Source organism: Kitasatospora sp. NPDC048545 (assembly GCF_040651155.1).
In the GTDB taxonomy this organism is placed as follows: domain Bacteria; phylum Actinomycetota; class Actinomycetes; order Streptomycetales; family Streptomycetaceae; genus Kitasatospora.
This window is the reverse complement of record NZ_JBEZIQ010000019.1, coordinates 17,793-30,656: the sequence shown is the minus strand read 5'-3', so window position 1 is coordinate 30,656 and position 12,864 is coordinate 17,793. Positions and strand designations below refer to the sequence as shown.

Sequence of the window (12,864 nt, the reverse complement as noted above, 5' to 3'; positions counted from 1 at the left end):
TCGTCAATATCGAGTCAATCCGGCCTCAATCCGGACTCGTTCGCCCGCGATCGCCGCAGCTGACGATGGGTCGGCCAGGCCCCGTCGGGGCGGTCGGGACGGGCCACCGGTCGGTCCGATGGCCGATTCGCGCCAGGGGGTGTGTGGGATGTGTGTGCAAGGTGTTACGGAAGTGGTGACATCCGGTGCAGGAGCAGCAGTGCCACGTCATCCGGCCGGGACCGCCGCTCGGTGACGTTCAGGGTGAGCAGGTCGGCCAGCCGCTCCAGCGCGGGCGCCGGACCGATCCGGCCCGGTCCGGCCTGCCGGGCCCACAGCTCCAGCCCGCCGAGCATCCGCTGCACCGACTCGTCGTAGTCCTCCTCGCGGTCCTCGACCAGCCCGTCCGTGTACGCCAGCAGCGTCTCGTCGACCGCCAGCCGGTCCACCGCCAGCGGGTACGGCAGGTCCGGGTCCACCCCCAGCGGCGGCCCGCCCGGCAGGTCCAGCTCCACGGCCCGGGCACCGGCGGTGATCCGCACCGGCGACGGGTGCCCGGCCCGGGCCGCCGTCAGCTCGCCGTCGGCCGGGTCCAGCGTCAGGTAGAGGCAGGTCGCGAACAGGTCGGTGTCCAGCTCGGACAGCAGCCGGCTGGTGCGGGTCAGCGTGGCGGCCGGGTCGTGCCCGTCCGTCGCGTACGCCCGCAGGCCGCTGCGCAGTTGGCCCATCACGGCGGTGGCCTCGGCGTTGTGTCCCTGGACGTCCCCGATCACCAGCCCGATCCGGCCGTCCGGCAGCCGCAGCAGGTCGTACCAGTCACCGCCGATCTGCATCCCCTCGGTGCTCGGCAGGTAGCGGGCGGCGCTGGCGACTCCAGGCAACCGGGGCAGGGTGCGCGGCAGCATCGCCCGCTGCAGCTCGGTGGCCCGGTGGTGATGCGTGTCGTACAGCCGGGCCCGCTCCAGGGACTGCGCGAGGATGCCGGCGAAGGCCGAGTACAGGGTGCGGTCCTCGCGGCTGAACGCCCGCTCGGCGGCGAAGGTGATCAGGCAGGAACCGACCTGCTGCCCGGAGGCGACCAGCGGCAGCACCGCCCAGGCGGCCGGGGCGAGCGGGTCCCGCCGGGCGCGGGCGGCGGAGGGCTCGCTGAACAGCGGGGCGGAACGGGCCAGCGAACGCTGCATCACGGACTCCGACAGGTCCGCCAGCCGGGTGAGCTCGGTGCGGCGCGGCCCCCCGTAGACGGTGTGCGACACGGGCAGCAGCCGGCCCTCGTCCACCAGGTCGAGGACGATGCCCGCGGCGCCGAGGGCCGGGCGGACGATGTCGGTCACCGCGGTGGTCACGTCCCGGACGGTCACCGCCCGCGACAGGGCCCGGGTGAGCGCCAGCAGCAGCGCCGTCCGGGCGGCGCCCGGCGAAGCCCCCTCGTCGGCCGGCGGCCGCTCCCGGTGCCCGACGTCCGAGAGCAGCCCGGCGATCCGCACCGGCCGCCCGTGCACGTCCAGCATCACCTCGCCGGACTCCTCCACCTGCGCCACCCCGCCGTCGTGGCGCAGCACCCGGTAGCCGATCCGGTAGCGCCCGCCGGCGGCCAGCGCCTCCGCGAGCGCGGCCTGCACGTCCGGCAGGTCCTCCGGATGGACCAGCCGGTCCAGTTCGGGGGCGGCACCGTCCGGGGACACCGGCCGGCCGGTCACCCGGAACGCCGCGGCGTCCCAGAAGCTCTCCCCGGTGACCAGGTCGCGCTCGAACGCGCCGTGCCCGGCGGACCGGACGGCGAGTGACAGCAGCGGGTGGGCCAGCCCGATGGGGAGCGCGTCCGCCCCCTCCGGCGCCGGGCCGTCGGATAACCGGACGCCGTGCGGCGAACGGGCGTCCCGCGGGAGCCTGGCGTCCGCGTGGTCCAGCAGGTGGGAGAGCCGGTGCGCGCAGGCCTCGGCGATCGTCTCCAGGACGTCCAGGTCACGGCGGGGGACGGTGCCCCGGTGGGCCAGGGCCAGCGCGAGCACGCCGACCGGCCGCTCGTCCACGACCATCGGCAGGGTGATCACGGCGACCATCCCGGTGCCCATGCCGGTGTTCCGGTTCGGGTAGTCGACGCTGGTGTGCTCCGGGCTCAACAGGTACGGGCGGCGCAGCCGCAGGGCCATCGCGGCGGGCAGCTCACCGGCCGGATCGACCACGCTGTAGCGCTCGTGCGCCCAGTCCGGCAGTCCGTGCGAGACGGTCAGCCGGAGCATGCCCGCCGAATCCAGCAGGTAGAGCGCGGAACCCTCGCCGGTGATCCACACCGGGCCCTCGGCCAGGACGGTGCCCAGCAGTTCGGCGGCGTCGGCGCAGCCGAGCAGCAGGCGCACGCAGCGCATCGCACTGCGGGCGGTCGGACTGCTCAGTGGGGTCCGGCGCCGGTCCGGCGTCCGGTTCTCGTCCGGTGTCCGGTTCTCGTCCTCGGAGGGGGGCACTGATTCTTAATACCCCATTTCCCCGGACGGTGAAGGGTGACCGAGTCCCCGGACGGTGAAGGGTGACCGAGCCGCCGCACCGGCACCGGCACCAACACCGGCACCAGCACCGGGGTCCGGTCGTCCGGGCCGTCCTGCGCCACCGCGCGCACCGGACGCAGCGGCAGCGCCGACGGCGGCCACCCGTACGGCATCAGGATCGGCCGCCGGCCGCCCCGACTGCCCGGCCTGCTACGCGGGCCAGCTGCGGAGGCCGGTGGTGAGGGTGGTGATGAGGCGCTCCTGGGTGGTGGCGAGGTCCTCGGAGAGCCGGAAGGCGCCGGCGGTGGTGAGGGAGGCGAAGCCGTGGGCGAGGGAGCGGACGGTGCGGGCGGCGTGGATCGCCTCGGAGCCGTCGAGGCCGTACTCCCGCAGGACGGCGATGATCACGCCGACGAGCCGGGTGGCGGCCCGGGCCAGGTCGTCGTCGGGCTGCGGGGCCTGGGGGAGGGCGTTGTAGCGGTGCGGGCGCTCGGTGGCGTAGGCGTGGTAGGCGCGCAGGACGGCGGCCACGGCGTCGTCGCCACTGCGGCCGACCGCGGCGTCCGCGAGGCGGTCGGCGAGTTCCTCGGTGACCCGGACGGCGATCATCCGCCGCAGTTCGGCGAGGCCGCCGCTGACGTGCTTGTAGAGGGAGGGGGTGGCGACCCCGGCGCGGGCGGCGACCGCGGCCAGGGTCAGTGCTTCGGCGCCCTGTTCGTCGATGAGGGCGAGGGCGTGGTCGACGACCTGGTCGGGGGTCAGTCCTACGCGGGGCATGGCTTCGGGTTCTCCGTACGGGAGTCGGGCGGGGAATCTGTCGGGCGCCGGCGGGGAACGTCGGGCGCCGGCGGTCAGGCGAGTTCGGCGAGGAAGGGCAGCAGGGCGTCCGCGGTGGCCTGCGGGGCGTCGGCCATCGGGTAGTGCCCGGATCCCTCGATCATCGCCTTCCGCGCGCCGAGTGCCGCGACCTGCCGGTCGGCGACGAGCTCGGGCTTCGGGAAGTCGGGGTCCTTGCTGCCCATGACCACGAGTGCCGGGCACCGCACTGCGGCGGTCCAGCCGGCCGGCGCGGAGTCCCCGCTGACGTAGCCGCGGGTGGCGGTCTTGCGGCCGGGGGTGCGCAGGGCGGCGACCAGTCCGTTCACGTACGGGTCGAAGTCGGCGGGCTTGGCGCCGGGGAAGGCCATCCGGCGCAGGTAGAAGCCCCAGAAGGTGGGCCAGTGGACGATCGCCGCGCCCATCAGGCGCAGGGCGCCGCGCATGAGGGTGCCCGGCTGCGGGTTCTCGACGAAGGCGTCGATCAGGACGATTCCGGCGACCCGCTCCGGCGCGTCCCCGGCGGCCTTGACGACGGTGGCGCCGGTGTAGGAGTTCCCGGCGAGGACGGCGCGTTCGATTCCGAGGTGGTCGAGGAGGGCGAGGACGTCGTCGGCGATGGCGGCCGGGCCGTAGTCGTCCCAGGCGATGGAGGATTCGCCGAAGCCGCGCAGGTCCACGGTGACGACCCGGTGGCCGGCGGCGACGAGCAGGGGGCGGAGGTGCCGGTACGCGGCCCGGCTGTCGAGCATGCCGGGGAGCAGGACGACGGGGGTGCCGTCGCCCTGCCGGGTGTCGTCGAAGGCGATGCGCCCGCCGGGCAGGGCCAGGTACTGGGTGTCGGGGGTGTCGGTGGCGTTCATGGTGGGCCTCCTCGGTCCGCCGTCGCGGGCATCGGCGGTGCTGCCGATAGCCATAAAGCTAAGGCTAATAGCCTTAGCTGTCAAGCGTCCGGACGCGGGAGGAGATCGGGCGCTCCCGCGTCAGGCCCCCTCGACCCTGAACGGGTCGTGCTCGCTGAGCAGCTTGTCCAGCCGGGCCTGGTCGACCCGGCTGACGATCTCGTTCGACTCGTGCCGGTCCCGGAGCACCTTCGCCAGGGTGAACGCGGAGGTGATGGTGTAGAGGAGGCCGATCCCGAGGAAGGCCCGCGTCCACCCGCCGACCGGCAGGTAGGCGATCCCGACCGCGACGGCGGTGCCCGACAGGGCGAAGGAGAGGATGGCCTGGACGTAGTACGCGGCCGTGGTGCGGTTCTGCATCGGTGCGCTCATGGTGCCAGGATGCGGCCGCCCGGTGTGACCGCACATGAGTAGGGGTACTCAGATGGGGTGCTCGCATGAGGGGTCGTTCGTTGACGTCCGATCATCCGCTCCGCAGTCGTCCCGGACGGATGGCTTGGAATCGGAGCGCCCTAGGATTAACGTTTGATAACGCAGCGCGGTCGTCAACGCCGTACCCAGACGGCACCGTGCGCCGTCGCCTAATCCCGTCGGCCGGCCTCCGGGCAGGTCAGGGAGCCGGGGAACCACGTTCCTTGGGGTGAATCGGCGGGGCCCCGGCCCGGCCGTAGGAGACCTTCCTGCTCCGAACCCGTCAGCTAACCCGGTAGGCGCGAAGGAAGGAAAGGAGCGCGCCTCCGTGGCGTCGACGCACACCCCGGCACACCCGGCCGGCCCCGCAGCCGGTACCCAGCTCCTCGACCACCCCGGCGCGGACGCGCCCGAGGCCTTCGGCCCCGAGGTCGAGACCAACCGGCACCGGATGCCGCGTCAGACCCGCGGCGCCTCCCCGCTGCTCGGCGTCACCGCGGTCGCCGCCACCCTGGGCGCCACCGGCTTCGCCTCGGCCACCCCGGCCGCCGCCCCCGCCGTCGAGGTCCCGGACGAGACCCCGGTCGCCCTCTCCGCCGACCCCGGCCTCGCGCTCGCCGCCCGCATCCAGCAGCAGGCCGACAGCCAGCGCACCGCCGCGGAGGAGGGCGCCCGCGTGCAGGCCGCGCAGGAGGCCGAGGCCAAGGCCGCCGCCAAGGAAGCCGAGGCCAAGGCCGCCGCCAAGGAGGCCGAGGCCAAGCGCGCCGCCGCCCTCACCCTGCCGGTGAAGGACTACCGGCTCTCCGCCCACTACGGCCAGAGCGCCCGCTACTGGGCCAACGTGCACACCGGCCTGGACTTCGCCGCCGACACCGGCACCGCGGTGTACGCGCTCGGCCAGGGCACCATCACCTCGGCCGGCTGGTCCGGCTCCTACGGCTACCGGATCGTCGAGACGCTGCCCGACGGCACCGAGATCTGGTACTGCCACCTCTCCTCGATCATCAAGGGCGCCGGCCAGGTCACCTCGGGCCAGCAGATCGGCAAGGTCGGTGCCACCGGCAACGTCACCGGCCCGCACCTGCACCTGGAGGTCCGCCCCGGCGGCGGCGCCCCGGTCGACCCCGAGCCCTGGCTCCAGCAGCGCGGCCTCAACCCGTAGCGGACCCTCCGCCGGGGCCCCGGAGCCCGGAGGCGGGCGGAGCCCCCGGAGCCCCCCGGGCAGCCCCGGAAGCAGTGCGGAGCCCCCGGTCGTACGCGACGACCGGGGGCTCCGTCACGACGTCTCACTCCTCCGCAGGCAGCTGCGCCAGGTACGCGTCGATCTCCTCCGGGCCCGGCTCCGGCGCCAGCTCCGGGAACTCCTCCACCAGCAGCCGCGGCAGCCCCGGCACCGTCCACACCCCGAACAGGTCGAGCGCCGCGTCGACCGCCGCTTCCTCGAACTGCCCGAAGTCACCGGTCAGTTCGTCCGGCATCGGCCGGCCGAGCGCGTTCAGCTCGGCCAGGTTGCGGTAGCTGCGCCGCATCAGGCCCTGCTCCAGCAGCCGCCGCGCGCCGTCCGTGGCCATGCCGACCGACAGCACCCGGCCCGGTCCCCAGCCCTGCTCGTCCGGCTCGTCCAGCCAGCCGGCCGGCGCCAGCGCCTCGTACGCGGCCAGCCGCTCCTCCTCGGCGAGCTCCCCGAAGCCGGCCAGCCAGTCCCGCACCGCCGCCCCGTCCGTGACGTCGACCCCGTACGCGTGCAGCAGCAGCGTGTACAGCCGGGGCCAGGTCACCAGGTCGGCGCGGCGCAGCAGCCCGGCCGCGACCTCGCCCTGCCACTCGGCCTCCGCGTGCAGCCGCTCCTGGCGCTTGGCGTTGAGCCGCCGGGCCGCCCGCTGGTGGTCGATCAGCAGCCGGACGGCGTCGCCGTACGCGAGCGGGTCCTCCTCGGGCAGGGGTTGGACGTACAGGTGGAGCCGCTCGTACAGCAGGTGCTCCACCGCGTCGGAGGTCAGTTCGGGCCAGCCGTCGTGCATCCTGCTCCCGCCCAGCTCCAGCAGCGCCAGCACCGCGCGCAGCGGCCCCTCGGCCACCGGCGTGCGGCCCTGCTCGGCCGCCCAGGCGAGCAGGTCGGCGGCCCTGGTGCGCGGGGCGAGCCGCAGGTCTTCGTCGTTCATAGTCCGAACGGTAGTCGCCGGGGGCCGGTAGGGTCGGCAGCCATGGTCCCCGTACGACTCGTCGGCCCCCGGCTGGCCATGCGCGAGTACCACCACACCGACGGCGACGTGGACGCCCTGCACGCGCTGTTCGGCGACCCGGAGGTCACCCGCCACCTGCCCTTCGAACCCTGCGACCGCGAGTCCTGCGCCGACCAGATCGAGCTCTACCTGGAGGAGGCGATGGCCGAGGAGCGGGACACCTACCGGCTCGCCGTCACCAGGCTCGTCGACGCCGAGGACCCGCAGGACGCGACGCCGATCGGGCACGCCTCGCTCACGCTCGGGACGTACCGCTCCGCCCACCTCGGCTACGTCCTCGGCCGCGCGTCCTGGGGCCACGGCTACGCGGGCGAGATCACCGGCCTGCTCTGCGACTTCGCCTTCCGGACCCTGGACCTGCACCGGCTGGCGGCCCGGGTCGACGTGGACAACACGGCCTCCGCCAGGGTGCTCACCAAGCTCGGGTTCCGGCTGGAGGGGCGGGCGCGGCAGGACCGGTTCAAGGACGGCGCCTGGTCCGACTCGTACCGCTACGCGCTGCTCGTCGACGAGTGGCCGGGCCCGACCGGCTGAACCGGGCGAGCGGCCTGCGCCGAGCCGGCCCGCGGCCGGCCGGCGACCGGCGGGCCCGCGGGCGGGGGGTTAACCCCACCCCCGATCCGCCAGGCCTCCGGATGCCCCCCGACCCACCGGTCCGGCCAGACTGTACGACGTCAGCGAACGCGGACGACCGTCAGGACGAGGGCCGGGGGCCGGGACATGAGCAGCAGCCGAAGCACGCTGGAGCACGCGGGGGACCTCGTGGGCGGATACGGCGACGACCCGTTCGCCGACGAGCCGCGCGCCGACCGAGCCCGCCGGACCGAGCGGCCGCCCGTCTTCTGGGCGGCGCCGTTCTCCGCGCACTACTACCGCGAGATCGGCTACGTGCTCAGCGGCCTGCCGGTGGCGATCGCCGGCTTCACCGTCGCGATCACCCTGTTCTGCCTCGGCCTGGGCACCTTCGTCACCGCCCTCGGCCTGCCGGTGCTGGCCGGCCTGACCGCCGCCGGCCGCGGCTTCGGCCGGCTGGAGCGGGCCCGGGCGCGCGGCATGCTGGCCCTGGACGTCCCCGGCCCGAAGCCGGTGCGCCCGGTCCGTCCGGGCGCCTGGGGCGCGATCACCGCGCGGCTGGCGGACGGCGCGGGCTGGAAGGCCGCGCTGCACCAGGTGGTGATGTTCCCCTGGGCGGTCTTCAGCTTCGCCATGACGCTGGTGTTCCTGCTGGTCGGCTGGGCGATGGCGCTCTACCCCGTCTACCACTGGGTGTTCCCGACCTACACCGACTGGCGCGGGTACAAGCTGTTCGACTACACCGACGGCCACCACGTCCAGCACGTCTACTACATCGAGGGGATGTGGCAGATCGCCGGGTTCTCGCTGGTCGGGGTGGTGCTGGTCTTCCTCACCGCGCAGCTGGTCCGTGGCCTGACCAACGTCAACCGGGCCGCCGCCCAGGGCCTGCTGGGCCGCTGAACACCGCCGTCGGCGACGGGCCGACCACCGGGCCCCGGCCCCGTCCGCACTCCGGATGCGGCCGGGGCCGCCGCGTGTTCGGATGACCGGGTGGCCGTCGCAGGCATTCCCCCCGAACCCCCGGACGTTCTGGTCACCTCCCGTCCGCTGGACGAGTACTGCGCCTTGTTCGACCTCACCCGGGCCCAGCTCGCCGCCCTCCCCGGGCCGCTGCTGGACTGCCCCGGCGGCGCGGCCGGCCTGGCCGCCGAGGCGCGCGGACTGGGCTGCCGGGTGATCGCCGCGGACCCGGCGTACGCGCTGCCGCTGCCGGTGGTCGCGGACCGCGCCCTGACCGCCCGGGCGGCGATGGCCGGCGCGATGGCCGCCCGCCCGTTTCTCTACCCCTCGCCGCTCCCGCACCGGCCCGAGCGCTACCTGCGCAGCTGGGACCGGGCCCGCCTGCTGTTCGCCGCCGACTCGGCCGCGCACCCGCAGCGCTACGTGGCCGCCGCGCTGCCCAGGCTGCCTTTCGCGGACGGCACCTTCGCCCTCACCCTGAGCTGCTACCTGCTCTTCGCCTATCCCGAACTCTTCGATCCGGAGCGCCAGTTGGCCGCCCTGATCGAACTGGTCCGGGTCACCTCGCAGGACGGCGAGGTCCGGGTCCAGCCGCTGCACGACGGGCACGGCCGCCGCTGCGGGCACCTCGACCCGCTGCGGTACGCGCTCGGCGAGTGCCGGATCGCCAGTGAGGTCCGCCGCTTCCCCCGCGCGGAGGACGGCCGCACCCGTCGCGTCCTGGTGCTGAGGGCGGCCGACCGCCGCCGCCGAGCCGGAATGTAATGGTCATTCATGGGTGTCACTCCTATACTAGCCGCATGAGCGAGATCACGATCCGGCGGGCCGGAGCAGCCGACGCCGACCGGCTCACCGAGCTGATCCAGGCCTCCGCCGCCTACCGCGGCGCCTACGCCGCCATGATCGACGGCTACCGGGTGACACCCGACTACCTCGCCCGGCACGAGGTGCGGATGGCCGTCGACGGCGCCGACGACCGACTGCTCGGCTTCTACGCGCTGATCCGCGAACCGGCCGAACTGGACCTGATGTTCGTCGCCGACCCGGCCCAGGGACTCGGCATCGGACGGCAGCTGATCACGGACATGCTCGACCGTGCCCGGGTCACGGGGATCAGCGCGGTCAAGGTCGTGTCCCACCCGCCCGCCGAGCCCTTCTACCTGCGGATGGGCGCCGAGCGCACCGGCACCAGGCCGCCGCAGCCCAAGACCCCCTGGGAACAGCCCGAACTGCGCTTCACCGTCTAGGAACCGCCCCCGGCGGGACCTGCGCCCCCGGCGCCTCCGGCCGGACCTGCGTCCCCGGCCGGTACGGCAGGGCCGGACGGCTGCGCCGGGACGAAGGCCGTCACCTGGAGCCGGGACAGGATCTTCTCCGCCAGCCAACTGCGGTCCGACGCGTACGGAATGCCCCGCGGATCGACCAGCTGCGCCGCCACCGCGTCCCGCAGCCGCTGCGCCCCGGCGGCCGGCAGCCGGGAGAGCAGCCCCCGGGCGGCCAGCAGCGCGTGGTACTGCTCGAAGCCCGACCGCGGGTGCTCGATCGCCTCCAGCACGCTCGCCAGGTCCGCCAGCGCCGGGTCGCCCTGCATCAGCGCGAGCGCCTGGATCCGCCGCCCCTCTGAGCCGTCCGCGAAGAGGTCCCGCACCTGGTCGGCGGTCAGCGCCGAACGCCGGGCGGTCGAGCGGACCTCGGCCACCACGCCCTCCGGCCCGGCCGGTGAGCCCGCGGCGGGCGGCAACTGCCCGGCCAGCGCGGCGGGGTGCTCCGCGCTGCCGCCCAGCAGCCCGAGCTGCTGCATCGCGCGGACCCGCAGGTCGTCCGCACCCACCTTGTCGCCGTGCCGGTCGCGGTCCTGCCCGGCGAGGAAGAGGTCGAGGGCGCGGTCGGCGTCGTTCAGCACCTGCGGCAGCGCGAGCCTGGTCACCAGCCAGCCCGCCAGGAAGCCGAGGACCAGGAAGTAGAGCACCAGCGCCGCCGCGAACGGCACCGCGGCGTCACCACCGCCGAGCACGGGCGCCAGCGCCGTCCCGAGTCCGTGCAGCCGCTCGCCGAGCGAACCGAGCTGGGTCAGGCCGACGCCCAGCAGCACCTTTGTCAGCCAGTCCGAGACCTGCTCCAGATTGGTGTTCGGCACGTACGAGCCCTGCGGCTGCTCCGAGCCGCCGCGCACCCGGGGCACCCCGAACAGGAAGCCCAGCCCGCCGCCGAGCACCGCCGAGGCGCCGGCCGTCACCAGTCCGCCGCCGAGCGCCTGCCAGACGTGGTCCCGGCCGAGCGCGAACAGCAGCAGCCCGGCCAGCCCCGTCCCGGCCAGTACTGCGGCGGCACCCCGCTGCGCCGTCCGTAGCGCCGGACCGCCGCCCGGCCGTCGCGCCTTCGCCATCGCCATCCCCTACCCCCTGTGCCCGTGCCGCTCCGCTCCGGAACTCCGCGCCGACTCTAGTGCCGGGGCCCCACCACGAGAACGTCCCGGGCGCGCCCCGGCTACGACACGGGGAGCAGCGACCTGCGGAGCACCGATGGGCATCCCCGGTCGAGACACGGGGGAGAAACGCAGACGACCCGCGGGCTGCTCCTCCGCGCCGGCCCGTGCACTGGCCAGGCGCCGAGGCACCGGGGATGTACCGGTGAGCCCGCGGGCCGGGTGACTGCTGTGGATTTCGCCTGCCGGAGGCCGTGGGCCTCACCCTGCGCAGGCAGGGGCGGCTCTAGCGAGCAGCCACCTCACGCATCCCGAAAGAACTCAACTCAGGATCACCTCCTTTCAGTGTGCCGCCACGATAGGCAGCCCACCGGCGGGAGGGCAACGGATTAAATCGCGGCCCTCGGCGGGGCGGTCCGCAGCCGGCCCCGGAACCGCCCGGGGAACGCGAAAGACCCGGAGGAAAAATCCTCCGGGCCTTTCGGCTACTGAGTAGCGGGGACAGGATTTGAACCTGCGACCTCTGGGTTATGAGCCCAGCGAGCTACCGAGCTGCTCCACCCCGCGTCGGTGAACACAACAATACGTGGAAGTCGCCGCAATGGGAAATCCGTTCTCCGGCCGCCCCCGGTGCGGGGTCCCGGGCGGCCCGCCGGGGGCCTCAGGCCGCCCCGACGGAGTGCCCGGCGGTTCCCCGCCCGCCCCGTGCCGCGCGCCGGTCCGGGCGGGCGGCACGGGCCGAGCGGGCCCTCGCCCAGGCCGCGAAGCAGACCAGTGCGACGAAGCAGGGCACCATCAGCACCGCGTACACCACCAGGAAGCCGTCCGTGCCGAGGTCGGCGGCCGCGTTCCAGGTGCCGTGCAGCACCATCGCCGCCAGCAGCCCGGCCGGTGCGGCCAGCCGGGCGAGCCGGCGCCGGCCGGTGGTCAGGGCGACGGCCAGACCGATGCCGGTGAGCGCGGTGAACAGCGGGTGGGCGAACGGGGAGAGCAGGGCGCGCAGCACGAAGGTCTGCACGGTGCCGTCGAAGTCGCGCAGGCTGGGCGGATCGCCGAGGCCGATGCTGTCCAGTCGCTGCCGCTGGTCGCTGGTGAAGGCCCGCCCCAGGTAGAGGACGTTCTCGGTGAAGGCGAAGCCGCACGCGGTCATCCCGCCGAGCACCACCCCGGCGGCCAGGGTGCGGGGCCGGGAGCGGCGGTGCGGCGCTCCGCCGGACGGCGGGGCCGGGCGGAGGTAGGGCAGCGGCCGCAGGTACGGGCGCAGCCGGCCCCGGGCGTGCGGTCCGACCGGGCGGCGCCGGTACGGGCGGGGGCACCGGGGCTCGGGCGACCTGCGCAGCAGCGGCGCGCAGGGGCGCCCGGTGCGGCGGCCCCGGCAGCGCAGTCGTCGGCCGAACGGCAGCAGCAGCACCAGCAGCGCGGTGGCCTTGGCGGTCTCCTCGATCACCGGGGTGGCGAGCCCGGCGCCGAGCAGTTCGCCGAGCCGCCCCTGGTGCCTGGTCAGGTAGTCGGCCGTCCAGTTGTTGGCGAGGATGGCGACGGTCGTGGCGGCGCAGGCGCCCCAGCCGAGGCAGAACACGGTGTGCCGCAGCGGCACCCGGGCGGTGAGGTTGAGCCAGGCCAGTCCGCCCAGGACGAAGGGCAGCGGCACCATCGCCAGGCCCAGCCCGACCAGCAGCCCGACGGTGCCGGTCTGCCGCTGGACCAGGTGCAGGATCAGCACCCCGCAGCCGATCAGGGTGAGGACGGCGGTCGCGGTGACCGAGGAGAGCGCCACGGAGCGGCGGCGGCCCGGCGGCCGGCCGGTGGCGGGGGCGTCCGCGGCCGCCGGCGGCGGTCCGCCCGGCCGGGGCAGCAGGCGGCGGTCCCGGCGCTTCCGGGGGCCCGGGATGGTCCGGGTGTCGCCGGTGCGCGGGACCGTCTCCGGTGCGTCGGCGGCGACCTGAACAGCCGTCCGGACAGTCCGGGCGGTCGGCCGGGACCCGCCGCCGGACGGGCTGCCCATGCGGCACAGGGTAGGCCACGGCGGCGGTCCGCCGGGAGGACTCGGGACGAACCGTCCGCCC

At 74.9% G+C, this 12,864-nt stretch carries 12 protein-coding genes, 1 tRNA gene and 1 riboswitch; of the genes, 5 read left to right on the top strand and 8 right to left on the bottom strand.

What is annotated here, in order from left to right; all coding sequences use genetic code 11:
• Positions 1 to 164: 164 nt before the first annotated feature.
• From AB0D10_RS19430 to AB0D10_RS19415, 4 genes are all read right to left on the bottom strand, one after another.
• Entirely contained in the window at positions 165 to 2,444 is a 2,280-nt protein-coding gene (locus tag AB0D10_RS19430) for a SpoIIE family protein phosphatase (protein ID WP_360257706.1), read from the bottom strand.
• A gap of 231 nt (positions 2,445 to 2,675) precedes the next feature.
• On the bottom strand, positions 2,676 to 3,242 hold the full coding sequence (locus AB0D10_RS19425; RefSeq protein WP_360257703.1) for a TetR-like C-terminal domain-containing protein: 567 nt from the start codon (positions 3,240 to 3,242) through the stop codon (positions 2,676 to 2,678).
• Positions 3,243 to 3,316: 74 nt separating this feature from the next.
• Entirely contained in the window at positions 3,317 to 4,144 is an 828-nt protein-coding gene (locus AB0D10_RS19420) for an alpha/beta hydrolase (protein ID WP_360257701.1), read from the bottom strand.
• 120 nt (positions 4,145 to 4,264) lie between these two features.
• A complete protein-coding gene (locus tag AB0D10_RS19415; protein ID WP_360257699.1) occupies positions 4,265 to 4,555 on the bottom strand; it encodes a YiaA/YiaB family inner membrane protein in 291 nt (96 codons plus the stop codon).
• Between the two features lie 196 nt (positions 4,556 to 4,751).
• Positions 4,752 to 4,910, top strand: a riboswitch (cyclic di-AMP (ydaO/yuaA leader).
• 12 nt (positions 4,911 to 4,922) lie between these two features.
• Between AB0D10_RS19415 and AB0D10_RS19410 the strand changes: the two genes are divergently transcribed.
• On the top strand, positions 4,923 to 5,756 hold the full coding sequence (locus tag AB0D10_RS19410) for a M23 family metallopeptidase (protein WP_360257696.1): 834 nt from the start codon (positions 4,923 to 4,925) through the stop codon (positions 5,754 to 5,756).
• Positions 5,757 to 5,880: 124 nt separating this feature from the next.
• Here AB0D10_RS19410 and AB0D10_RS19405 read toward each other — a convergent pair whose 3' ends face one another.
• Positions 5,881 to 6,756, bottom strand: coding sequence for a hypothetical protein (locus AB0D10_RS19405; protein WP_360257694.1), 876 nt, complete (start codon positions 6,754 to 6,756; stop codon positions 5,881 to 5,883).
• 42 nt (positions 6,757 to 6,798) lie between these two features.
• Here AB0D10_RS19405 and AB0D10_RS19400 point away from each other — a divergent pair, with 42 nt between their 5' ends.
• From AB0D10_RS19400 to AB0D10_RS19385, 4 genes are all read left to right on the top strand, one after another.
• Positions 6,799 to 7,371 carry a GNAT family protein gene (locus AB0D10_RS19400; RefSeq protein ID WP_360257692.1) on the top strand — a complete coding sequence of 191 codons (573 nt, stop codon included), beginning with the start codon at positions 6,799 to 6,801 and terminating at the stop codon, positions 7,369 to 7,371.
• 186 nt (positions 7,372 to 7,557) lie between these two features.
• A complete protein-coding gene (locus tag AB0D10_RS19395; RefSeq protein ID WP_360257689.1) occupies positions 7,558 to 8,313 on the top strand; it encodes a sensor domain-containing protein in 756 nt (251 codons plus the stop codon).
• Positions 8,314 to 8,403: 90 nt separating this feature from the next.
• Entirely contained in the window at positions 8,404 to 9,138 is a 735-nt protein-coding gene (locus AB0D10_RS19390; protein ID WP_360257687.1) for a hypothetical protein, read from the top strand.
• A 35-nt stretch (positions 9,139 to 9,173) separates the two neighbouring features.
• Positions 9,174 to 9,620, top strand: a complete 447-nt coding sequence (locus AB0D10_RS19385; protein WP_360257685.1) for a GNAT family N-acetyltransferase — start codon at positions 9,174 to 9,176, stop codon at positions 9,618 to 9,620.
• On the opposite strand, the gene AB0D10_RS19380 is transcribed toward AB0D10_RS19385, so the two are convergent.
• From AB0D10_RS19380 to AB0D10_RS19370, 3 genes are all read right to left on the bottom strand, one after another.
• Positions 9,617 to 10,759: a hypothetical protein gene (locus tag AB0D10_RS19380; protein WP_360257683.1), complete on the bottom strand. Its 1,143-nt coding sequence runs from the start codon at positions 10,757 to 10,759 to the stop codon at positions 9,617 to 9,619. The two genes, AB0D10_RS19385 and AB0D10_RS19380, sit on opposite strands and share 4 nt — an antisense overlap.
• Before the next feature lie 532 nt (positions 10,760 to 11,291).
• Positions 11,292 to 11,365, bottom strand: a tRNA-Met gene (locus tag AB0D10_RS19375).
• 94 nt (positions 11,366 to 11,459) lie between these two features.
• On the bottom strand, positions 11,460 to 12,803 hold the full coding sequence (locus tag AB0D10_RS19370) for a PrsW family intramembrane metalloprotease (RefSeq protein ID WP_360257680.1): 1,344 nt from the start codon (positions 12,801 to 12,803) through the stop codon (positions 11,460 to 11,462).
• Positions 12,804 to 12,864 lie beyond the last annotated feature (61 nt).